Raw genomic sequence first — 23,210 nt, 5'->3', positions numbered from 1 at the left:
TTATGCAGATGCGCGCTCTTGCCTGCGAGGTGCGCCGCTGAATACGAACCAGACCCGGGCCTTCAGCCCCTCCGGTACCAACTTGTACAGGCTTATCAGCACAACCACCACTACGGTGGGGGCCGCGACATAGGCCCACTCGGGGCCGACGCGAGCAATGAGCATCTTGCGCAGCAATGCCAGTAACGGCTCATGCGCCGCGAAAATGAAGAACGTGGCTGGTGCCCACCGTGCCAGTGCATCCAGGCGCCAGCCCTTGGACACTAGGCCTATGGCACCGCCCATCAACGAAACCGTGCCGAGCGCCATGAACGACAGCAATGCCAAACCATTCCAATCTTGGTGTATGGCAGCTATCGCCAGACTGAGAAGCGCTGTAGCCCCCATGGTAGCCAGCCAGAGGTGATGGCGGCAATGTGCATTCATGATCGAAACCACAACGTCATTGTGGCCAGCCAAGTATCCAGCCATATAAGCAAGTGCAGCCATCTGACTACGCCCATCCACCTCGAAAAACGCGACCACCACTGCCAAAATCATTACAAAAGCCAAAAGGCGAGACCACGCCGCCAGTCGCTCCACAAAGAACACCATGGTGGAGAAAATGAGTAACTCACGAATGAACCAGAACTGATAGGCTATCGGGAACTTATCGTTCAGGCCGAAGATGCTCAGCCAACCCCCCGCTAGTTTTCCACTGAGGAACGAACCCATGGAGAAATTCAACCATACCGCAAAAAGCACCAGCAGTGCGACCAACGAGTTCCAGAAGACATAGCCGGCCAGCAGTCCTTTCACCCGCCGTTGCCAGGACGTCCAGGTCTCGGCCGCTGCGCCATGAGTACGCTTGATGCCGGCCAGATAGCCCGAGATCACTAGGAAAATCGGCACCCCGAGGGCGCCGAAGCCGCGTGACGCAATGTCAGACCAAGCCGCCACCCACTCAACCGAAAAATCGATATTCGTTCGTGCATGCAGTATCAAGACAAGAAATATAGATATCACCCGAAGCAGGTTGATAGAGTGCGAAATATTAGGTGTCACGGGTCTGCTTATCCATATGCATGCTTGCTGTAATACCGTAACCTTGGTGAGGGACGTTAGATATGAATCGAATAATTCTCAAAAGCCAATTTCGAGCGGTGAGCGCAAATGGATATACGATCAATCTAAATCGACTTGCCTGCTCGATTTTTTCTCCTTGGAGACCATCATAGACCGCATTGTTCAGGCCCAGAATTCGAAAAAAGACTAGTCCCATTACCAATTGCGCAAACGGCATGTCGTTGATGAATCCGCCTCCCACAAACGCTAGAACATATCCGTGAGTTACAACTGAATAAAATAGCAAGCCTTTGGATCCGTTTGTGCCGCTCAACGTATTGTGGCAGTAACACAGTAGAGCTCCAAAAAATATTCCGGCGATTACCGGACCAAAATCGCCGAAGTACAAAACGAATTCGTTGATGTACCCGAAATTAATCGTGACCCCGATATCCAGTAGCTCTGGTGCGAATATAGAAGTCATCAATAGCGAGTATGTCGGGGGTTTTTCTGGCCACAGTGTCCGAGGGACAAACTGAGTGAGTGCATTGAATATATTGGTAATTTGGGCATTCTCTCTAGCAACACTAGCCCCTGCAATCTGCAGATCAAAATAGTCAAATCGGTCGTAGATGATTGTAAGAAAATCGCTTGCAAATCGATCCCAGAAAACATTTGCAAGTGCCGCGATGTCCTCACCTCCAAACATTAAATTCTCGCGAACTAGTGTATAAATAGGAGTAAGTATCACTAGCAGACAAAACAACAATATGCTCCAGAATCCGATTACCCTAACGCCATATCGGGCGTTTACAAAAATCATGCCGTAAATGAAAAGATACGCAAAGAGTGAGGCGAATCCACTGCTAAGCGAAAAAGCAATTACTATTAAAGCAATCGAGGTGTCGGTGGCTGTTACCTTGCGGGTATAAATTTGATTGAAGTAATAGATGCCATATACGCGCTCCATAAATATGAAATATACTAGGAAGTACGCCGCGCCACCACCCTGAATCGCCTGGCGAAACCCTAGTGGATTCGAAAATGGATTACCGAGGCTCACTATGCCGATCAAAACTAATAAGCATATTGATAGCAGAGTGTGAATTCTTATTTTTCGAGAAAATTTATCTCGGAAGATAGTAATGGTATCTTCCTTAAGTTTTTTGCCTCCACCTTGCACAACGCGGAATAACTCCCATAGAAGAACAAGACTGAATGCGATAGAATTTGCTATTATTGCATCTCTTGCCCAAAGATTAACGCCTCCCGGGAGATCTTCTCTGGAAGCTCGAAATATGTATTCCCCAATAATAAAAAAACCAAAGAATGAAAAATACAGCGACAATGGTGCCGAAAAATAAATCAGCCTCATGTGATGCCTTGTCGGTCCAGTATGGTTGAGATGAATTTAGTTGCGCTGTAATATATTTCTTTGATATTTAGCCAAAAGGTGGCGCGCCATCCTGCATTGATCCTGTGTCCTCGCCTAATCTGCTTTATCTCTCTAATCAGGTTAAGCCGTGCGGTGAAGGACGTGGACAAGCCGCCGTGCCCCATCTTGACAATGTAGGTTGAAACAAATACTGGGGCGATGCGAGTCAGTATGGGATACAAAAAGTTGTAGTCCCCCGCAATTCGGAACTCCGGATCAAACCGGCGCTCACGGAAAATTGATGCGTGGTGTGCGCTGCCCACGTGCGTGTAGGGCATGTTCTTTCGAAGCGTGTCGCGGCACTCGTTCCACGGCTTGTTTTCCACAGCGATGACCTGACCTTTGGCGTCCACCACTTCTACCAGGCCATATGCCAGGCAAGCATCCTTCGGGCCGTTGGTCAGCGCCTGCCTCAACGTATACAGGCTGTCTTGGTTGTCGTAGTAGTCGTCGGCACCCAGGAAAATGATCCATTCGCCGCGGGCGTGCTCAAGCCCCTTGTTCCATGCGTCGTATACTCCGTGGTCTTTCTCGGAGTAAACGGCGACGCCCAGGGGCTCGTAACGTCGGGCCAGCGAGGCGGTATTGTCATTCGACAGGCCGTCCATAACCAGTATCTGCGCGTGCTCAGTCTGCGCCAGCACGCTGTCGATGCTTTTGCAGATGGTTGCCGCAGCGTTATACGTGGCGATGATGACAGTGAAGAAGGGCGTCTGGGCTGTGATCATGGGCGCGTGCGTTGTGGCGTAGGCGTTCATCGGGGTTTGGCGACAAATTGGGCCACTTCTTGCTCCAGTTTCTTTCGCATGGCGTCGTTCTGTTGGATGACGCCATCACGCGAGAGACGGTGCTCCCACTCCCAGATGCGAAACCAGATGCCCACTTCCATGTACCAGCGGTAGAACGAGTGCATAAAGCCGAGCATGCCGTAGCGCCAGGAACCGAAGCGCACGTAGGCGTCTAGAAACTGTTTGGTGGCATGCAGCATCATGCGCAGCCAAGAAAACCGGGTGCCGCTGTCGTAGCGTTGCTTGGCTAGCACGTCATTGTAGGAGCGGTGCTTGAGCTCGGTCTGCGAGCAGTCGTAGTCGCGGAACTGGAAAAAGTGTAGGCGCGAGTCGGTGACTAGGCTCAGTACGCGATCGGGGGTGCAGGCCATGCGGCCGCGTCCGTGTACTTCGTTGTTAGCATAGTCAACCGCACCTTTCTTGAAGAAGCGCAGTTCCCCTGGGAACCGCTTCGTGGGGCGGCCGCTGATCGGTATGGGCTGGCCAGCCGTAATGCTTTCGCGGTAGGCACGTACTACGTCGTGCGTGCCGCCATTGGCCACTTCGGCGTACCGTTGCAGCAGAACTAGCGGAATGAACTCGCTGACCGAAGCGATGAGCACGTAGTCTGTGTTGCAAGCGTCGCAGACCGGTCCCATGACTTCAGGGGTCTCGATGAACCCGGGGTTCTTGACAGTGATGGTGCGGTACCCAGCTTCGCGGACCACCTCGACAGTGCGGTCTGTTGAACAGTTGTCGACGATAACGATGTCGAAGAAGCCTTTGAAGTTCTCGATGCAACGCAGGATGCGTTGCTCTTCGTTCCAGGCGAATATACAGACGGTGATGTTATGGCTGAGCATTTCAGTGTCGGTCTGTTCGGTAAGTCAGGTACAGGATGCTGCTGACAGCCAAGGCTTGGCCAGCTAACAAAGCTATTGCCACGCGTAAGTGCGGGTCGCTTGACACCGGTATGATGATCATTCCAAAGGTCAAGGCACAGCCGAGAAAGCCCGCGAGTGGAAGTCCCCACATCTTCTGGTCTAGTGCATTCATATGGTGCGTGCACACGCCAATGGCAGCATTTCCTGCCTCCACCAGAACGCCCACAGCAACTAGGTACACCAAGCCCATCAGCTGTGTCTTGGCGCTTAGCCACAGAAACACAGCGCCCGCGGGTAAGCAGATCAACGACAGGCCTAAGGCAGTGAATCCCAATAACCGCAGATAGCGGGGCGTGCTGGCCCCCCGTGTGTTGTATTGCTGGGGTACCTGCAGTTGCGCCAGGATGGTAAACACGGCATTGGCGGCCGTACTGCCCAGCGTTGACATGAACGCCACACTGCCCACCACTTGTCCACCATTGGGCATGCTCATCATCAAGGGACGGTAACCTTGCAGTTGTGCCCAATTCAGAATCCCACTAGTTCCTATCGAAACAACGGTATCCCCCAGAAGGCGCGTTTTACCTCGGTATGAGGATACCTCACTATTGCGACGCTTCATCGCGCGCAACAGCAATCCGAGCGTTACTGCCGCAGCGAGCAGTGATCCGGCAGCACTTGCGGCAGCTACAGACAGGGGGTGCGCTTGTCCAAGGTAGGCCAAGCCACAGAGCGCAATTGACCTGAATAAACCCTCGGTGACGGGCCCCAGATTTGAAAACGCAGGGTGCGCAGCAAGCTGGCATAAATTGCGACCCAATCCGCTAAGGTATGTCGCTACGGACAAGGTCGTGCACACCAATGAAGGAAGCCACCATTCCGGCCAGGCCGTACCAAAAAAATAGAGAGCCGCTGCTATCAAAACGACTCCACCGCCTACGGCGGCGGTCGATGCGACATATCGATACAAGGCTGCTTGGTTCAGCTCTGCCCTAGATGAAAGGTGTGCCAGTTGTCGCTGCAAATAAAGATCGGTACCAACGAAGATGGTCGCATTCCCCAGGTATGCAACCGTGACCATCAGGTAGTATTGGCCGATGTCTTCTAGCGCCATGAAACGCACGACAAGAACATTCTGCGCAAGCATGAGTGAAAGCGACAATAGCCGCAGACCTCCCAGCTTTCCAAGCACTTTTAGAGACATCAGCCTAATCCGGCTACTGCTCTTGCGATGGCTTGGTTCAAGTCATGACGTACGACCAATCCTAACGTTTTAGCTTTCTGTATTGAAGGGACGTAGCGCGAACGATGCAGGTTTAGCGGCTGCGCATTCTCGATAATCACAGCCTTGCCGGGTGCCAACAGTTGCGCTACCTTTTGAGCCAACTCCCGCATCGTCACTTCTTGATCGCTGCCGACGTTGTACGCTTCACTAGGGCTACCTTCCTGTAGCAGTCCCATCAACCACTGAGCCATGTCTTCACCGTCAAGGTAGCTACGTACCGCTGTACCATCCCCATTCACCCGGATTGCATCACCATGTAATGCATCGCGAATGAAATTACCAAAGGCGTACGGCCCGTCTAGTGGCATGTGTTTGCCAGAAAACGCAAAGCAGCGCGCATTGATGGTCTGCAAACCATGCTCATGGAAGTAGGCGGTACAAAGTTGCTCGGCCACTCGCTTGGCCTGACCATAGATACTGCTGAGGAGCGCTGTCGACGGGGCTCCGCAATAGTCTTCAGGCAACTCGATCAGCGATTCAGGCTGAGGTCCGTACACGGCTCCAGAGCTTGTGTGCAGGAAGCGCGTGGCGCCGGATTTCACCGCAAAGTCGAGTACTGCAGCAGTTCCGTTGACTATCTGGTCAATCCACTGTGCTGCTTGACCCTGCAAGTGGGTGTCCGCAGCCGCGTGAATGACATCGGTGTACGCAGCGGGTGGCGGCAGTTCCTTCAGACTTCCGGCTACAAAGCGAAGCCATGACTTGCCGTCATATTGTGGATACCTGGCCAGAAAGTTGATCGGGTCGCGGCTCAGTACCGAAACCTCGAAAACCTGCTCGGTCTTTGCCTGCCAGTCCATCAGATAGTCCAGCAAGGTTCGGCCGACAAAGCCTGTACCACCGGTGATGAACAGGCGTCGGCCGGTAAGCTGCAAGGGCTTCATTTTGCCTTTCACCTGCTTAACATGGTGTTCAGGAAAGCCTGCACCTTGGTTTGAACCGCGACGGCGTCCAACCCGTGTTCGCACAGTAGATACTCGTAGGTGCCGCAGTGCTCCGAGAAGCGGTCAGGCACGCCGATGCGAAGCATGCGCACCGGCGCCTGCTCTGCAGCTATTTCGGCAACCAGTGAGCCCAAACCACCAGCGGTGGTGTGTTCTTCCATGGTGACCACGGCAGCGCTGTTGGAGCAGATCCGTGCAATGCCCGCAGCATTCACAGGCTTGATCGATGGTACGCTCCATACGCTAGCTTCGGCAAAGTGTGTGTCGGCTACTTGCACAGCTGTTTTCACCATAGAACCGGTGGCCACAAAAGCCACGCAACCGGGTCGACCTTCACGCACCTGCAGCAGGTTACCCTGCGTGATATCTATGGGGCCGGCATGTACATCGCCGCGATCCGACTTGCCCATGCGCAAGTAAACCGGACCTTTTGTTGCATAGGCGTATTCCATGCAAGCCGTCATCTCGTAGCGGTCGGCTGGCGAGAGCACTTGCAGACCCGGGATCGCGCGGGTACAGGCGATGTCTTCGGTCGACTGGTGGCTGGTGCCCAGGTGACTGTAGACAAAACCTGCGCCATCACCGAGCAGGACGACCGGCAGGTCGTCGTGGGCGATGTCGAGCTTGATCTGCTCGACGGTGCGGATTGGCACGAAGGCGGCCAGACCATAGACGAACGGACGGAATCCAACGCGCGCCAGGCCGGCGGCCATGCCGACCATGTTTTGCTCGGCGATGCCGGCGTTGATGTATTGATCAGGACAGCGCTTGCGGAATTCGTCGAACAGCGCATAGCCATGGTCGCCCGTTAGCAGCAAAACCTTGGGGTCCGCGAGTGCCAGTCGGACCAGCGTGTTAGAAAAGGCGTCTCTCATTTGGAGGCTCCAGAAAGACCGAGTGCATCGATGGCTTCGACGAAGGTCTGTGCGTTAAGGCGGGTGTAATGCCAGCGGTTGTCTGACTCCATGAAGGGCACGCCCTTGCCCTTCACCGTGCGCGCGATCAGCGCCTTGGGTTTGCCAGCGCCTGCGCTCCACAGGTGACGGATGGCAGCGTCGACCGCCGCTTCGTCATGCCCGTCGACTTCCAGTGTTTCAAAGCCAAAGCTGGCGAACTTCGCGGACAGATCGCCCAGTGCCAGCACGTCGTCCGTACTGCCCATCGCCTGGAATCCGTTCTTGTCGACAATCAGCATCAGGTTGTCCATCCGGTGGTGCGTCGCGACCAGCGCACCCTCCCAGATCGGTCCCTCGTTGAGCTCGCCATCGCCGACGATCGCATATACCTTCTGGTCGGTCCCCTTGCGTCTTAGCCCCATAGCAATGCCAACGCCGACCGAGAAGCCGTGGCCGAGCGAGCCGGAGGTAACCTCCAGGCCTGCGACACGCGAATCAGACAAGCCCTTCAGCTCGCTGCCGTCAGCAAAGTAGTTCTTGATGTGTGAGTCGTTCAGCCAACCCAGTTCATGCATGCAGGCGTACTGGGCCATGACGCCGTGACCCTTGCTAAGAACCAAATAGTCGCGACCCTCAGCGCGCGGATCGTTGCCTGGATAACGCAGATGGTTTCGGTACAGCACCGAGACCAGTTCGATGATCGAGAACGCGCATGCGATGTGCACGGTTGATCCGGCATAGGCCATTTCGAGCACCGTGCGTCGCAGACGCGCCGGGACGAACCGCATATCCGCAGTAGCGCTGGCAGTGGGGGTCGCGAGCTTGGTCATTAGAAATTGACTCCGAAAAACTCTTCCAGCTTGTCCGTGATGTAGTCCAGTTGCGGCTCGTCCAGCCCCGGGAAGGTGCCCAGCCAGAAGGTCTGGTTCATCACGACATCGGTATTGGTCAATTCACCGCTGACGCGGAAGTTGCGGCCCGCCATGTAGGGTTGCTTGGTCAGGTTGCCGGCAAACAGCAGGCGGGTGCCGATCTTGTTCTGTTCCAGGAAGTTGATCAGGTCGGTGCGCTTGACACCGCTGCTTTCCTTGAGCACCAGCGGAAAACCGAACCAGGACGGCTCGGAATTCGGCGTGGTTTCAGGCAGGTGCAGGAACTCGACGCAGCTCTGCAGGCGATTCCTCAGGTACGCGAAGTTGGCGCGACGCTTGGCGATGAACTCTTCCACCCGATCCATCTGCGCCAGTGCGCAGGCGGCCTGCATGTCGGTGATCTTGAGGTTGTAGCCGAGGTGGCTGTAGGTGTACTTGTGGTCGTAGCCGTCAGGCAGATCGCCGCCCAGCTCCTTCTTGGTCCAGCAGAAGCGCTTGTCGCAGGTGTTGTCCTTGCCGGGGGGGCAGTAGCAGTCGCGGCCCCAGTCACGGAAGGATTCGGCGATCAGTTTCAGTTCGGCGTTGTTGGTGAACACCGCACCGCCTTCGCCCATGGTGATGTGATGCGCGGGGTAGAAGCTCAAGGTGGCGATGTCGCCGAAGGTGCCCACCAGCTGACCGTTGTAGCTGGCGCCCAGGGCGTCGCAGCAGTCTTCCACCAGCCACAGGTTGTGCTTCTTGCACAGCGCGGTGACCACGTCCAGGTTGAACGGGTTGCCCAGGCTGTGGGCCAGCATGATGGCCTTGGTCTTGGGCGTGATGGCGGCTTCGATCTTGCTGGCGTCGATGTTGTGCGTCGCCAGGTCCACATCGACGAACACCGGCACCGCGCCGAACTGCAGGATCGGGTTGACCGTTGTCGGGAAGCCGGCGGCCACGCCGATGACTTCATCGCCTTGCTTGATGGCGCGGTCGCCAAGCTTGGGGCTGGTCAGCGTGGAGAAGGCCACCAGGTTGGCCGACGAGCCCGAGTTCACCGTGATCAGATACTTGACGCCCAGGAATTCTGCCAGGCGTTGCTCGAACATCGCGTTGAAGCGGCCGGTGGTCAGCCAGCCGTCCAGCGAGGCATCAACCATCAACTGCAGCTCCTTCGCGCCGATGACCTTGCCGGATACCGGCACGGCGCTTTGACCAGCCACGAAGGGCTTGGGCGCATACGCGATGTCGGCGTATTGCTGGACCAGCTCGCTGATCTGGCTGCGCAGTTTGTCCAACTCGGGTTGGAAGGTAATGGTGGTAGTGCTCATACGTCAGCTTGATATTGAGAGATTTGTTGCAGGCAGAAAGCGCGCATGTCTTGCTTGGCCAGCCAGGCCTGATGCCAGTCGGTGATACGGGTGAGCGCGGTTTCCAGTGACCAGCGCGGTGTCCAGTGCAGACGCTGGCGCGCTTTGGAGATGTCCAGCTTGAGGAAGTTGGCTTCGTGCGGATGCTCGCCTGGCTGCAAGGACCAGGTGGCCCCATGGCCCCAATTCTCACAGAGATGTTCGACGATCCACTGCACGGGACGGGCATCCTCGTCGCGGGGGCCGAAGTTCCAGCCCTCGGCGTCGACTTGACCGTGCTCATAAAGACGCTCTGCTAGCAGCAGATAACCCGACAGCGGCTCCAGCACATGTTGCCAAGGGCGGATCGCATGCGGGTTGCGGATCAGCACGGGTTCGCGCTTTTCCAGCGCGCGCAGGATGTCGGGCACCAGGCGGTCAGCCGCCCAGTCGCCACCGCCGATCACGTTGCCCGCGCGGGCTGTCGCCATGGCGATGCCGGCATCCTTCAGGAAGGACCTGCGGTAGGCGCTGCTGACCAGTTCCGCGCAGCCCTTGCTGTTGGAGTACGGGTCGTGACCGCCCATCGGCTCATCTTCACGGTAGCCCCATACCCACTCGCGATTCTCGTAGCATTTGTCCGTCGTGATGTTGACGATGGCGCGCACCGAGCCGGCGTGTCGTACCGCTTCCAGTACATGGACCGTACCCATCACGTTGGTGGCGTAGGTCTCGATCGGCTGCTGATACGACAGGCGTACCAGCGGCTGGGCGGCCATGTGGATGACGATTTCCGGCTGGAATTCGCGCATCAGCGACTGCACAGCTGCGTAGTCCCGGATGTCGGCGATCTGGTGCTCCATCCCCTCGGCGACCCGGGCTACCTTGAACAGAGCCGGTTCGGTCGGGGGCTCAAGTGCCACGCCACGGATTACTGCACCCATGGACTGCAACCACAGGCTGAGCCAGCTGCCCTTGAAACCGGTGTGGCCTGTCAGCAGGACCCGCTTGCCTTGCCAGAATGCGGGGTTGGTTTGCTGGTGAGTCATTTCAATCCCATTTTTTCCAGGGGGCGGTTCCGCTTGTCCACATTTTTTCAAGCGTGTTCTTGTCATGCAGCGTATCCATCGGCTGCCAGAATCCGTAATGCGGATATGCCATCAGTTCGCCATCCGCTGCAAGTTTCATCAATGGCTCTTGTTCCCAGATGGTTTGGTCGCTTTCCAGCAGTGAAAGAACCTTGGGGGAAAGAACAAAAAATCCGCCGTTGATCAAGGCGCCATCCCCGCGCGGCTTTTCCTTGAAGCTGTGAACTTGACCGTTTTGAATGTCAAGCGCCCCAAACCGACCAGGAGGATAGGTCGCAGTCAAGGTGGCAGCCTTGCCATGGCTGCGATGGAAGTCAATCGTGGCTGCAATGTCGTTGTCGCCGACACCATCACCATAGGTGAAGCAGAATGCTTCTTCGTCCTTGATGTAATCAGCGACGCGACGCAAGCGCCCACCGGTCATCGAATTGTCTCCGGTATCCACCAATGTCACCGTCCAGGGTTCAGCGCGTTTTTGATGAACATTCATCACGTTCGACTTCATGTCGAAAGTCACATCCGACATGTGTAGGAAGTAGTTGGCGAAATATTCCTTGATCAAATATCCCTTGTAGCCACAGCAAACCACGAAATCATTGATTCCATGATGGGAATACATCTTCATGATGTGCCAAAGAATGGGTTTGCCACCGATTTCGACCATGGGCTTGGGTCGTAGCGAGGTTTCTTCGCTTAAGCGCGTACCCAAACCACCTGCAAGAATCACTGCCTTCATGAAATCAACCTTGAAATGAATTAGACCGATGCTGAACAGACGAATGCATCGGAGTGAAAACGGTGTGTCGGCAAGCCGGCACTGTTCAATAGGGTTTTTGCACTGTGGATCATGGCGTCTGAGCCGCAGGCATACACCACGACTTGACTCAGATCAGACATGTCATTGAGCAATTGCTGTTGAACATGGCCACGGGCGCCATACCAGGTATCGTCAGCCTGTGAGAGCACTGGCACATATCGAGCCGAACCTGAGAATGCTGCCACGTCATAGTACAAGTCTTGGGGTTTGCGGCCACCCCAGTAGACGGTGACCGAACGGGGTTGCTGGTCCGCCGACAAGGCGCTCATGCCTTCGAGCATGGATTTGACGGGAGCTATGCCGGTGCCCGTAGCCAGAAAGACCAGATCCAAGCCTGAGACCTGCCGCAGGAAGAAGGTACCCAGTGGACCATTCAGGCGTAGCAGGTCATTGACTTTGGCTTGCTGGAACCAGTACTCACTCATGGTGCCACCAGGCACTGAGCGTATGTGAAGTTCCAGATGTTTGTCGGCAGCCCGGGCGTTGGCCAGCGAGTAGCTTCTGCGTATGCCGGCTGGGCCGATCACATCGATGTATTGCCCTGGCAGATATGTAAAGTCTGCCGTCGGCGGTAAGCGCAGGCGGACTTGCATCACGTCGTTGGCCAAGCGATTCAGTTCTTGGATCCGGCAAGGGGCGGTCTTGGCGACAGGCAAATTCACGCCGCCCAGATCTTCAACTTCCAATACCATGTCGCTGGTGGCAGATCGGACGCAGCTCAGAATCCAGCCTTCGGATTTTTCTGCTTCGGTCAAGCCTAGTTCTTCGGATAGGGCAACACTGGAGCCGCTGATGATTTTGCACTTGCAAGTGCTGCAGCGGCCTGTCCGACAACTATAGGATAAGGGATTACCAGACTTTTCCGCTGCAGCAAGCAGGCTGTCTTTTGCCGCTGATTTAAAGTAAGTGCCTGCAGTCGTCTCGATTGAAAACATCTTGGTCACTCAGTGACTGCGCGTTATTCGATGCTTACGCTGACCGTGTAGCCATTGGCCTTGAGCAAGGCATGCCGTTTGGCTTCTTCCAGGTCGTGGCTAACCATTTCGGCACACATTTCTTGCACCGTGATCTCCGGTACCCAGCCCAGTTTGTCCTTGGCCTTGCTCGGATCGCCCAGCAGGGTTTCGACTTCGGTCGGACGGAAATAGCGTGGATCGATCTTGACGATCACCTGGCCGGACTTGAGTGCCGGGGCCTTGTCGCCCGTGATGCTGTCGATGATGGCGACTTCGTCCACGCCTTGGCCTTCAAAGCGCAGCGTGATGCCCAACTCCGCTGCCGACCATTCGATGAACTGGCGCACGCTGTACTGCACGCCGGTGGCAATGACGAAGTCCTCGGGCTGGTCCTGTTGCAGCATCATCCATTGCATGCGCACGTAGTCCTTGGCATGACCCCAGTCGCGCAGCGCGTCCATGTTGCCCATGTAGAGGCATTCTTCCAGCCCTTGCGCGATGTTGGCCAAGCCGCGCGTGATCTTGCGCGTGACGAAGGTCTCGCCGCGGCGCGGGCTCTCATGGTTGAACAGGATACCGTTGCAGGCGTACATGCCGTAGGCTTCGCGGTAGTTGACCGTGATCCAGTAGGCGTAGAGCTTGGCGACCGCGTAGGGGCTGCGCGGGTAGAAGGGCGTGGTTTCCTTCTGCGGAATTTCCTGGACCAGACCGTACAGCTCGCTGGTACTGGCCTGGTAGAAGCGGGTCTTTTTTTCCAGGCCCAGGATGCGGATGGCTTCGAGGATGCGCAGTGTGCCGATGCCGTCGACGTCAGCCGTGTATTCGGGGCTTTCGAACGACACCGCCACATGGCTCATGGCGCCGAGGTTGTAGATCTCGTCAGGCTGGGTTTCCTGGATGATGCGTACCAGGTTGCTGGTGTCGGACAGGTCGCCGTAGTGCAGCTTGAAGCGGCTGTTCTCGATGTGCGGGTCCTGGTAGATATGGTCGATGCGCTGCGTGTTGAACTGGCTGCCGCGACGCTTGATGCCGTGTACGGTGTAGCCTTTTTCCAGCAGGAGTTCAGCTAGGTAGGAGCCGTCCTGACCTGTGATGCCGGTAATAAGCGCGACTTTGTTATTGGACTGAGTCATGATGCGAGTTATTTGGAACGGATGTTGCTGCTGGTGAGGAAGCCGGCGTAGGCCTGTTGCAGGCCTTCTGTCAGGCCGACCTTGGCCTGCCAGCCCAGGCCTTGCAGACGCGAGCTGTCCATGAGCTTGCGCGGCGCACCGTCGGGCTTGCTGGTATCGAATTCAATCTGGCCCTGGTAGCCCACGACTTGTGCGATGGTGCGGGCGACTTCGGCGATCGTCACATCGGATCCGTAGCCCACGTTTATGTGGCTGAGCATCGGCTGCGTGTGCTGCTCGTACACCGGTTTGGCCAGGTTCATGACATGCACGCTGGCGGCCGCCATGTCGTCGACATACAGGAACTCACGCTTGGGCGTACCGGTGCCCCAGATCGCGACACTTGCCGCGCCGCTGACTTTGGCTTCGTGGAAGCGGCGGATCAGCGCCGGGATGACATGCGAGTTCTCAGGGTGGTAGTTGTCGCCCGGGCCGTACAGGTTGGTGGGCATGACGCTGCGGTAGTCCACGCTGTGGCTGTCGCCGTACTGGCGGTTGTAGCTTTCGCACAGCTTGATGCCGGCGATCTTGGCGATCGCGTAGGGCTCGTTAGTTGGCTCAAGCGTACCGGTGAGCAGGGCATTTTCGCGCATGGGTTGCGCGGCCAGTTTGGGGTAGATGCAACTGGAGCCGAGGAACAGCAGCTTCTTGACACCGCTGCGGAAGGCCGCGTCGATGACGTTGGCCTGCATCATCAGGTTGTCGTAGATGAATTCGGCCGGGTAGACGTTGTTGGCGTGGATGCCGCCGACCTTAGCCGCTGCCAGGTAGACTTGGTCGGGCTTTTCTGCCTCAAAGAAAGCGCGCACGGCGGCTTGATTGGTCAGGTCAAGTTCGGTGTGGGTGCGCGTGACGATGGCCGAGGCAGGGTGGCCTGCGGCTAGCAGCTGGCGAACTATCGCACTGCCAACCATGCCGCGATGGCCGGCGACGTAGATTTTGGGAATATTGGTTGTCATGTGAGTGCTTCGATTTTTCAATATGCTCCATCCCGGCCAAGCACGACACCAACGGTCTTGAACAGAATCGAAATGTCGGTCCACAGCGACCAGTTCTTGACATACCAGGCATCCAGGTAGACGCGCGTGTCGTAGTCCACGTCGTTGCGGCCGCTGACCTGCCACAGGCCGGTCACGCCAGGCTTGGCTTCCAGGTAGTAGGACACGTCTTCGCCGTAGCGCTCAAGCTCGGCCTTGACCACCGGACGCGGCCCCACCAGGCTCATTTCGCCCTTGATGACGTTCCAGAGTTGTGGCAATTCGTCCAGGCTGGTCTTGCGTATGAAGTGACCGATGCGGCTCACGCGCGGGTCGTCCTTGAGCTTGAAGTCGCGTTCCCATTCGGCGCGCGCCTCGGCGCTGTTGGCCAGCAGTTCGGCCAGCACCTCTTGCGAGTTGACGACCATCGAGCGGAACTTGTAGCATTTGAACGCCTGTCCGTTCTGCCCGATGCGCGTGTGACCGAAAAAGGCCGGTCCGCCGTCGCGCTTGACCAGTGCGGCCAGCACCAGCATCACGGGGCTCAGCAGGAGCAGCGAGGCACTGGCGGTCACCAAGTCGAACAACCGCTTGACGCCTCGGAAGACGGGGCGGTCCAGGTTGTTCTGCAGGTGGATCATCAGCACTTCATGGCTCTGGAAATGCGAAGTCTCCAGCCCAAACAGCGGGATCCCGCGCATGGCCGGGATCACATGCACATTGTTGACATGGTGTTGGGCCAGCTGCCGGATTAGGTGGTCGCGCAGCTCGGCCTCGTCGGGCTCCACCGCGATCACGCATTGGTAGTAATCTCGTACCAGTTGCCAGCATTCCGGCTGGTCCTGCCAGTTAAACTGGGCTGGCAGGCCGGCGGGGATTTGACGCGGTTGACCCGCGCGCAGGTTGGCGAAACCTTTGACCGCCAGGCCCATCCAAGGTTCGCTGCGCAGCGCTAGGCAGGCTTGTACCGCATTGTTTCCATTGCCAAAAATCAGCGTGGGTTTGACCCACAGCCCGAGGGTCTTGAGCAACTGATGTGCCACCAACCGTCCCGCGATCACCGCCAGAATCAGGTAGCTAAAAAGCTGCACGCTGGCGCCAAGAGTGATTGGCTGGTTGTTTGTGATCGACAGCCCTGCGGCTAGCAGTGTCAGGGTAAAGGACGCCAGCACGACATAGAGCAGTTCGTTCCAGAACGGACGGCGCTCGGTGAAGATCCGTCTGGCCAGTCCGAACCACAGCAGCCAGCCCAGGGCCAGGATTTCGTACTGTGCCTGATGCGGTGTCAGTCCCCACAAGGTGGGGGTATGCAGCGCTGCGGCTTCGATGCCCAGCATGACGCTGGCCTGCGCCCAGACTTGAGTGCGCGCGCTGAACCGGCGGGGACTCACTGCCCCGCTTGAGTTGTTGTTGGCTTGCATGAAACGGCCCCCAAGGCCTTGCCTATCCTGGCTTGGCTGGTTGTTAGGATTTGAAGCCGAAGCTGCGGCGGATTCTGGCCAGTTTTTCAGCCGTCTCGCTTGACCGCTTGGCGTTGCGCAGGCCTTGGCGCACGAACACATACAGCAGCAAGGCAAAACCGCTGCCCAGCGTGGACAGCATGGCGATCAAGGCTTTTTTGGGCTTGGACTTCTTCTCAGGAGTCTGGGCCAGGTCCAGCACCTGAATCACCGCGCCTTCGCGCGCTTCGTCGATCTTGGCTACTTCGTACTGTTTGGAGAACAGTTCGAACAGCGTTTCCTGGTACTTGAACTCGCGGTAACGCGTGGTGTAATCGCCATCGCCGCCGGTCTTGCTGTTGGTGTTTTCCAGCTTGTGGAGCTGGGCGCGCAGCGCACCCAGCTCGATCATGGCCTGCTTGAACTGTGGAGCACCCTCGGACAGGTAGCCGCGCAGGCTGGCGACCTTGACTTCCTGCGCCGTGACCTGGGCTTGCAGTTGCGCCACTGCCGTGACGGCTGCCTTGGGATCGCTCTTGAGCGCCGAGGCGTCAACGCCGCTGCTGCGCAGCACCTGCTCGGCCTGAACAAGCTTGTCCTGGGTCTGCTTGAGCTGCTTTTCGAAGAACAGGCGCCGCTGCTGCGCTTCGGTCACCGCCAGCTGGCCCAACAGGCGTTGCAGTTCCTCGACATGGGCGTTGGCCAGCTCGGCCGAGACTTGCGCTTCCTTGTCATCGACTTCGACTGTGATCAGCCCGTCCTTGCCGGCGCTGATGCGGGCTTTTTTGCTGAGTTCTTGGCGGGCATCGACCTTGAATTTCAGGTCGTAGCGTTCCTGCAGCTTGAAGCGCTCGATCAGGGCGTCCTGTACGTTGTCGCTTTTCAGGTAGGCCACATACTGGTCGGCCGGGTTCTTGAGCCCGGCTGCCGCGCCAGCCAGTCCACCCAGAGCGCCCAGGCTGGACAGCATGCCTGCCGCCATGCTTTGCTGCTGTTGTGGCGGCAGAAACTGGGTCTTGGCGGTAAAGGTGGGCGGTATCGCGAAGCTGATGCCCAGCGCGGTCACGCCCACTGCCAGCGGCCCGAGCGTCAGCAGCTTGAGGTTGTCGGCGATGGTCTGCAGCAGGTCCAGCAGGCTGATCTCGCCTTCGTCTTCTGTTGCGGGGGCTTGCGCGCTGTGGGCGGCGGTTTGGTCGTTCATGCTGGCCGCGCTCAGTTGGCGTTGTTGAGGGTCTTGATGGCGGCGGCGCCCAGGCCGAACTGGTAGAAGATGCTGGTCCAGTCCTTGGCACCTTCGATGAAGCGGGTGTAGCCGGTGCGGCGGTCGACCTTGGCCGGTACAAACACCATGTCACCCGGGAACACCTGCCGGTTCTTGAAGTCGGAGGCCCAGCCCAGCAGGCCGCTTTGCATGGAAGCGGACTCCACGCTGCCGTTGGCACGGACCAGCATGAGGTTGTCGAGGTCGGCGTCGCGCGTGACGCCGGCGCGTTCCAGGTAGCTGGCCACTGTGTCGCCGGGGCGGTGCATGAAGGCGTTTTCCGCCAGTACCTCGCCTTGCACGCCGACGAAGTCGGGCGAGGTGGGGATGCTGATGCGGTCGCCGTTTTCGAGCTTGATGCCCGGCAGCTGCTGGGCTTGCGGCACGACCTCGAGCGCGATCCGGCCGCTGGCCTTGAGGTTGCGCAGGCGTTCCATTTGCTGTCTTTGCAGCTCGACCTGGGCCTGAACCGCCATCTGGTCCTTGGCGTTCTGGTTTTGCAGCAGGTTGCTGGACTGGTTGGACAGGTCGGCCTCGGCGCGGCGCAGGGCCTTGTCGAGGTTTTCCTGCTGTTTCAGGCGGGTGCTTTCGCGGGTGAAGGTGGCGGCGTACAGGAAGGCGTTGGGCGTCAGGCCACCGGCGCGGCGGATCAGCTGCGGCAGCGTCTCGCCCGGCAGCAGCTGGTAGGTGCCGGGGGTGTTGACTTCGCCTTCCAGCGTGACTTGCTGCAGCCGCTTTTCGACCGGCAAGGCCACGTCGGCGCTGCTGTAGACGGTGACGATGTCGCCGCTTTGCAGCGTTAGGTTGGCCGCCGGCTGCTGTGCGATGGCCTGGCCGAGGTTGAAGGTGAGCAGTTCGGTGCGCAGCGTGGCCGGGTTCAGGCGCTTGATGGTGGCGTAGTCGAAGTTGACCACCGGCAGCTTGCCCGGGTTGTTGCCGGCGTTGAGCTGTTGCCAGTAGTCGCCGGTGATGAGCAGGCGCGGGTCGGACAGCAGGTCGGACACCTTCATGCCCGGCTTGAAGTTGTAGCGCATGGGCGCCGCGACATGGCCCTGCAGCGTGACCACGCTGTCGATTTGCGGGCTGATCTGGAACACGGTGAGCACATCGCCGGCTTGCAGCGGGCGCTGCAGGCCCTGGGCGTCGAGCGCGAAGTCCTCGACATAGCGCGGAATGTTGCGCTGGGCATCGAGGCGTTCGAGCTGCGCTTTTTGCGGCGCGGCCAGCGCGGGCAGGCCGCCCGAGAGTTCCAGCACCGACTGGATGCTGTCGCCGGCCTTGAGTTCGTAGATGGCCGGCGCGTTGAGCGTGCCCAGCAGCGCGGCGCGCGCGCCCGCCGGCGGAATCACGATCACGTCGCCCGATTGCAGCCTGACGTCGGCCGACAGGTCGCCCTTGGCCAGGAACTGGTACAGGTCGACGTTGGCGATGGTCTTGCCGCCACGGCGCAGCTGCAGCTGGCGCAAGCTGCCGTTGGCGTTGGGGCCGCCGGTTTCGAACAGCGCGTTGACCAGCGTGGACAGGCCGCTGACCACATGCTTGCCGGGCTTGCGGGCCTGGCCGACCACGAACACCTCGAGGCTGCGGATGCGGCCCATGCTGAGGCTGAGCGTGAAGTTCTGGAATACCTTGCCGACATGGGCGGTGAGGGCTTTTTCGGCCTGCGCGACTGGCAGGCCGGCCAGCACCAGCGGGCCGACCTTGGGGATGCTGACCCGGCCGTCGCGGTCGATGACCAGGCGCTCGGCGACATCGACCAGGCCAAAGGTCTGCACCACCAGCTCGTCGCCCGGGCCGAGGACATAGCTGTCGGGCACCGGTGCCGCCAGCACCGGAGCGTATTGCGCCGGGTTGTTGAACAGGTTGTGGCCGAACAACGGCAGCGGCTTGCCGGTGCTGGCAAACACGAAGCGTTGGAATTCGGTTTCGCCCGCGCCCAGGTCCTTGACCGCGGCGGCCTTGGCCAGGTCGGCGGCCAGGCTTTCGCCCACCTTGGAGCTGGCCGAGTTCTCCGGCAAGGCGGCCTTGGCGCTGCTGTTGCCGCTCAGGTCGGCTGCGCCCCCCGTGCCGCCCAGGTTGCCAGGACCGCCCACGGCGACGCTGGGGGCGGCCACCGTGATGGCGCTTGCTTCCGAGGCGGTGGCGGTTTGGGCGGAACTCAGCTGCGGGGCCAGTGCGCCGACTAGCACGGCCAGGTAGACACCATGGAGGCGGAATTGGGGCAAAAGCATGTGGGAGAAGGGGAACGGTTGCGCTGGGCAACTTGTAGATGGGAGGGCGGTGCCTGGAGCAAGCATTTTGGCGTTGCCATAGCTACCGCAATGTCACGACAAAGTCTGACACCTATATTGGGCCGACATTATAGCAAATTTTTAAAAAGTAATTCTATTTGCCTGAGTAAAATGATGAATTTGCAATTGCGTTGCAGCATTGAATCAGAGTTTCTAGTGGGTGCTTGTGGCCAGCCCGCTCCTCAGTTATCGTCGGCCGTTTGCCTTGGGCTTGGCATTGCGGCCGACCACTGGAAGGCGCGTGGCCCGCTGGCTTCGGTCAGATCGAACAGCGGATAACGGCGGTTGAGCTTGGCGCCACCGTCGCGCGTGAGCGGGCTCCAGGCCAGGTTGGCGCTGCTGGAGCTCGACAGGGGCAGCATGGCGTCGAACGGGATGCTGACATAGATGCCTTTGTCGAAGCTGCCTTCGCCGAACTGTTCCTTGGACACATTGGTCTTGGTGGCCCAGGCGCCGATGGACACGCCGTTCTTGAAGCTGCGCTTGATTTCCAGCGTGGCGCCTTTGTCGCTGGCCAGATAGCGCCCGGCGCTGAGCTTGGCTTGTACGTCGTTCCAGCCGGTGTCCCAGTACAGGGTGGCGTGCCCGGTGTTGACCGAGTAGTCGCGCAAGGCCAGGTTCTGGTGGAAGTCGCGCTGCCGCACATGGTTGGCATCGATGCCGAAGGCGAACCGGCCGTGCCAGGGGCGGTACAGCCATTCGGTGCCGGCGCCACCGTACATCGACTCGAGCATGCCGCCGTAGGCACTGACATAGTGGCCGTCGCCGAGCGGCTGCACATGCGTGAGCTGCAACAGCGGCAAGGTGGCGCGCGCGGTGGTGACAAACTGGCGTTGCAGGGTGCGCACGCGCGGCAGCTTGCTGGGGCCGTCGTAACTGAAGTTGTCGTAGTTGTCGAGCAGGCGCAGGTTGGCGTTGCCGGCCACCCAGGTGCGGTCGGCCAGTGCCTGCTCGAACTTGAGCTGCACGCCCAGCTGGTACAGCAGGAAGTTGTTGGGGCCGCCGAGGATCTGGCGGTAGCTGGGGGCGACTTCCCATTCCAGTCCAGCCTGCCTGGCTTGCCAGCTGGGCGAGGCCGCGGCCTGCGGGCTGGCCCTTGCAACCACTGGGGTCGGGTGTACGGTTTGGACCGGCAGGCGCTGGCTCGGAGGCTGGGCGCTGGTGTTCTGTGCCAGCCATTCGGCCCTGTCTACTTGTACGGTGCTGAGTGGCAACCCATGCGCTTGCAGTTGCAGCTCGAAGCGTTGGCAGTTGGCTGGGCTGCCGTTGTGCAACAGGGAAATGGCGCGCTGCACCCGCTCTTGCAGGTAGAGAGCACCGTCCACCTCGGCCACCAGGGTGGTACGGCTGGCCTGTTCGTCGATCTGGCGTACCTGCCAGCCGGTGTAGAGCTCGATGGCCTGGGCTAGGGTGGGCAGCTGACGTTTGTCCGCGTTGGCGGGTGCTTGCGGGGTGATCGCAGGCAACGGTTGGTCGAGCAGCTTGGGCGAGTGCAGTTGGTCGAGTGCGCCGTGCAGCGTGATGCCCGTCATGAGTTGGTTGCCGCGTTCGACCCCGACCGACAGATCGATATACGGCGAGTAACGGTAGACCAGGCCGAAGTTGAGTGGTGACCGGACGGACTGGTGGTTGTCCTGTGGCTCGTGCTGGTAGTCGTTGCCGTCGAGTTCGGCCTTGATGATCCAGCGATCGGCCGGGGAATGCCATTGCACCCCGCCGAACAGGGCCGTGGGCCCTTTGAACCAGCCGCTGGTATTGGCGGTGCCGGTTGCGCTGGATGTGATTGGCCGTGTCTTGAATTGGGCGCCGAACAGGCTGGCCAGCGGATTGCCGAGGTTGCCGCGGCTGCCCACATTGCCCCAGCCCAGGCCCAGCGAGCCGTCCCAGTTGCCCCAGCGCTTGCTGGCCACCAGGTATTCGCTGGAGAACAGGCCGGTGCCGCCGCCGTCGCGCAGGCCGACCGCGAGTTCCGGCCAGCGGGCGTCTTCCTGCTTGAGGCGAAACTTGAGGTCGATCGACTTGTCCTTGTAGGACTGGCTGCCCGAAAGTTCCTCGGGGCCATACAGGCGGTTGGAGACGCTGGTGTAGCGAAAGCCCGCCTCGAACCAGTCCAGCGGCTGCAGCAGGGTGCTGACGCGCGTATAGGGCGCCACCCGGCTGATGTGAAAGCGCGCGCTGCCGGCGCCCGCCATGCGCGCGCTGGGGGTTTGCAGGTAGCCGGCTTCGCCCCAGTCGTTGCTGGTGATGGGGCGCGCGCGCGGCTGTTCGGTGGCTGGGGCCACCGAGGCGGCCGTGATGGGCGCGCTGCGGCCTTGACCGTTCAGCGAAAACTCAGCCGGCAGCTGGGTGGCCAGGAAGCGGGTCAGCTGGTCTGATAGTGCAGGCGAGAAACCTTCTTGGCGTGCGGGCGCCCAGATCCAGGCGCCGGGAGCGGGTTCGTCCTGCGGTTCGAGGTTCCAGGGGGCAATGCCGGCCTGGCTGATCCGGCCGTCGGGCTGTGCCAGCCAGGCGCGGTCGGCCTCGACCACCTGCCCTGGTGTCGCACAGGCCTGCAGGTAGTGCAGCGCCAGTGCGCCGGGGCGATGGGGTCGCAGGCAGGTTTGCCCTTGGCTGTCGAGCACGGCGACCTGGCTGGGGCGGGGCGTGAGGACAACCGAATGATGGGCGTCCAGGACCGGGTCCTGCCGGGGCGCGCTTTGCAGCCAGCGCGCGTCGCGGCCCGCCAGCGGCAGGCGTCCGGTCAGCGGCAGCGACTGCAGCCAGTCGGCCAGGGCTTCGCGCGTCTGGAGGGGCAAGGTCAAGTCGGGGCTGTGCCGCAGGGATTGCAGCACCGCGCGGCGCTGCTGCTCCTGCGCGTGGCGCTCGGATTGCACGCGCCAGTGCAGCGAGGTGGTGTCCGCCCCTGGGCCGGCGTTGCGCAGCAGCCAGTCGCTGAGCCTTTCGCCCGCAATGGTTGGGGCATCCAGGAGGGTGGGGGCGCTACCGGTCTGGCCGTGGGCTGCGGAGGCGAGCAGGCAGGCCGCGGCGGCCAGTGCAATGCGGTGGGCGCGAAATCTCATGGGCGGGTGGGCTCTTGCGGCCAGCGTTGCAGCTGCAGGCAGTATTGGGGCGACAGGCACTGGTGGGAATAGACGATGCCGACCTGACCACGATGTGGGCCCCAGGCAAACCAGGCGGTGGGCAGTGGGTCGGTGCCGCCATGCGTATCTTCGCGGAACCATTGCAGGTTGGCGGCGGTGGCGCTGGGCAGGCTGGCCGGCAGGGGAATGTCGGGCTGCCCCTTGTGGGGCCGGATGGTGACTGGGTCGGCCAGGTTGGCGCGGTAGCCGGGGCTCAGGTCGCGCAGGCGCTGGTATTGGCTGCCCGTGGCGGGCACGGCTTGCCAGCTGGGGGGGGGGACAGGGGATTGCACCCGGTCCCAGTTGATGGGGAGGCCCGCCGTGCCGACGATGCGGCCATGCTGGATCTTGATGACTTCCTGGCTGGCCGAGTACCAGACTTCGATCGGGCCCAGGGGATCGGGGTCCTCATAGCCCAGCACCAGCAAGGCGGGGGGGGCATCGCTGGCCTGGATGCGGAGATAGCGGTAGGCGGGATCGGGCTGGCTGGGCAGGGCGGGCTGGTTGCCCGTTGTCCACAGTGCTTCGAGCGCCCGGGCATAAGGCGCGGTATGGGTGGCACAGCCGCCGACCAGCAGTCCAGCGATGCAGACGATGGCGGTTGGAGTGAAGCGAGGAAGTGGCATCATCAAAAA

19 protein-coding genes are annotated in these 23,210 nt (G+C 59.7%); all 19 read right to left on the bottom strand.

All coding sequences use genetic code 11. The annotated features are described in order from the left end of the window. The 19 genes from PHR85_RS01295 to PHR85_RS01205 all read right to left on the bottom strand — a co-directional run bounded on the left by PHR85_RS01295 (position 1) and on the right by PHR85_RS01205 (position 23,204). A complete protein-coding gene (locus PHR85_RS01295) occupies positions 1-1,044 on the bottom strand; it encodes an acyltransferase (protein WP_300049487.1) in 1,044 nt (347 codons plus the stop codon). After that, positions 1,034-2,419 (bottom strand): hypothetical protein, encoded by a 1,386-nt coding sequence (locus PHR85_RS01290; protein WP_300049485.1) that lies wholly within the window; start codon positions 2,417-2,419, stop codon positions 1,034-1,036. The genes PHR85_RS01295 and PHR85_RS01290 overlap by 11 nt, the downstream gene beginning before the upstream one ends. Further along, positions 2,416-3,237 (bottom strand): glycosyltransferase, encoded by an 822-nt coding sequence (locus PHR85_RS01285; RefSeq protein WP_300049483.1) that lies wholly within the window; start codon positions 3,235-3,237, stop codon positions 2,416-2,418. Before PHR85_RS01285 ends, PHR85_RS01290 begins: the two co-directional genes overlap by 4 nt. Further along, the gene (locus PHR85_RS01280; RefSeq protein WP_300049481.1) at positions 3,234-4,109 is read right to left on the bottom strand and encodes a glycosyltransferase; all 876 of its coding nucleotides are present in this window, start codon (positions 4,107-4,109) and stop codon (positions 3,234-3,236) included. Before PHR85_RS01280 ends, PHR85_RS01285 begins: the two co-directional genes overlap by 4 nt. Before the next feature lies 1 nt (position 4,110). After that, entirely contained in the window at positions 4,111-5,334 is a 1,224-nt protein-coding gene (locus PHR85_RS01275; protein ID WP_300049479.1) for a hypothetical protein, read from the bottom strand. Further along, a complete protein-coding gene (locus tag PHR85_RS01270) occupies positions 5,334-6,299 on the bottom strand; it encodes an NAD(P)-dependent oxidoreductase (RefSeq protein ID WP_300049477.1) in 966 nt (321 codons plus the stop codon). The genes PHR85_RS01275 and PHR85_RS01270 overlap by 1 nt, the downstream gene beginning before the upstream one ends. Before the next feature lie 8 nt (positions 6,300-6,307). Then, positions 6,308-7,234: a transketolase C-terminal domain-containing protein gene (locus PHR85_RS01265; RefSeq protein ID WP_300049476.1), complete on the bottom strand. Its 927-nt coding sequence runs from the start codon at positions 7,232-7,234 to the stop codon at positions 6,308-6,310. Then, positions 7,231-8,085 (bottom strand): transketolase, encoded by an 855-nt coding sequence (locus PHR85_RS01260; RefSeq protein ID WP_300049474.1) that lies wholly within the window; start codon positions 8,083-8,085, stop codon positions 7,231-7,233. The genes PHR85_RS01265 and PHR85_RS01260 overlap by 4 nt, the downstream gene beginning before the upstream one ends. Next, a complete protein-coding gene (gene rfbH, locus PHR85_RS01255) occupies positions 8,085-9,437 on the bottom strand; it encodes a lipopolysaccharide biosynthesis protein RfbH (protein WP_300049472.1) in 1,353 nt (450 codons plus the stop codon). The genes PHR85_RS01260 and rfbH overlap by 1 nt, the downstream gene beginning before the upstream one ends. Next, positions 9,434-10,504 (bottom strand): CDP-glucose 4,6-dehydratase, encoded by a 1,071-nt coding sequence (gene rfbG / locus PHR85_RS01250; protein ID WP_300049470.1) that lies wholly within the window; start codon positions 10,502-10,504, stop codon positions 9,434-9,436. The genes rfbH and rfbG overlap by 4 nt, the downstream gene beginning before the upstream one ends. Before the next feature lies 1 nt (position 10,505). Beyond that, the gene (gene rfbF, locus PHR85_RS01245) at positions 10,506-11,279 is read right to left on the bottom strand and encodes a glucose-1-phosphate cytidylyltransferase (protein WP_300049468.1); all 774 of its coding nucleotides are present in this window, start codon (positions 11,277-11,279) and stop codon (positions 10,506-10,508) included. 20 nt (positions 11,280-11,299) lie between these two features. Beyond that, entirely contained in the window at positions 11,300-12,295 is a 996-nt protein-coding gene (locus PHR85_RS01240) for an FAD-binding oxidoreductase (protein ID WP_300049466.1), read from the bottom strand. A 23-nt stretch (positions 12,296-12,318) separates the two neighbouring features. Continuing rightward, positions 12,319-13,449 carry a GDP-mannose 4,6-dehydratase gene (gene gmd, locus PHR85_RS01235; protein WP_300049464.1) on the bottom strand — a complete coding sequence of 377 codons (1,131 nt, stop codon included), beginning with the start codon at positions 13,447-13,449 and terminating at the stop codon, positions 12,319-12,321. Between the two features lie 8 nt (positions 13,450-13,457). Continuing rightward, complete coding sequence (locus PHR85_RS01230; RefSeq protein WP_300049462.1) at positions 13,458-14,447, bottom strand: GDP-L-fucose synthase; 990 nt, start codon at positions 14,445-14,447, stop codon at positions 13,458-13,460. 17 nt (positions 14,448-14,464) lie between these two features. After that, entirely contained in the window at positions 14,465-15,856 is a 1,392-nt protein-coding gene (wbaP, locus tag PHR85_RS01225; RefSeq protein WP_300049460.1) for an undecaprenyl-phosphate galactose phosphotransferase WbaP, read from the bottom strand. 73 nt (positions 15,857-15,929) lie between these two features. After that, entirely contained in the window at positions 15,930-17,105 is a 1,176-nt protein-coding gene (locus tag PHR85_RS01220; RefSeq protein WP_300049458.1) for a Wzz/FepE/Etk N-terminal domain-containing protein, read from the bottom strand. Positions 17,106-17,116: 11 nt separating this feature from the next. Next, a complete protein-coding gene (locus PHR85_RS01215) occupies positions 17,117-19,396 on the bottom strand; it encodes an SLBB domain-containing protein (RefSeq protein ID WP_300049456.1) in 2,280 nt (759 codons plus the stop codon). A 242-nt stretch (positions 19,397-19,638) separates the two neighbouring features. Beyond that, positions 19,639-22,515, bottom strand: coding sequence for a YjbH domain-containing protein (locus PHR85_RS01210; RefSeq protein ID WP_300049454.1), 2,877 nt, complete (start codon positions 22,513-22,515; stop codon positions 19,639-19,641). Then, entirely contained in the window at positions 22,512-23,204 is a 693-nt protein-coding gene (locus PHR85_RS01205) for a YjbF family lipoprotein (RefSeq protein WP_300049452.1), read from the bottom strand. The genes PHR85_RS01210 and PHR85_RS01205 overlap by 4 nt, the downstream gene beginning before the upstream one ends. Between the last annotated feature and the right edge of the window lie 6 nt (positions 23,205-23,210).

Origin of the sequence: Malikia sp., assembly GCF_028687635.1 — a bacterium.
Classification (GTDB): Bacteria; Pseudomonadota; Gammaproteobacteria; order Burkholderiales; family Burkholderiaceae_C; genus Malikia.
This window is presented reverse-complemented; position numbering and strand designations above follow the sequence as displayed.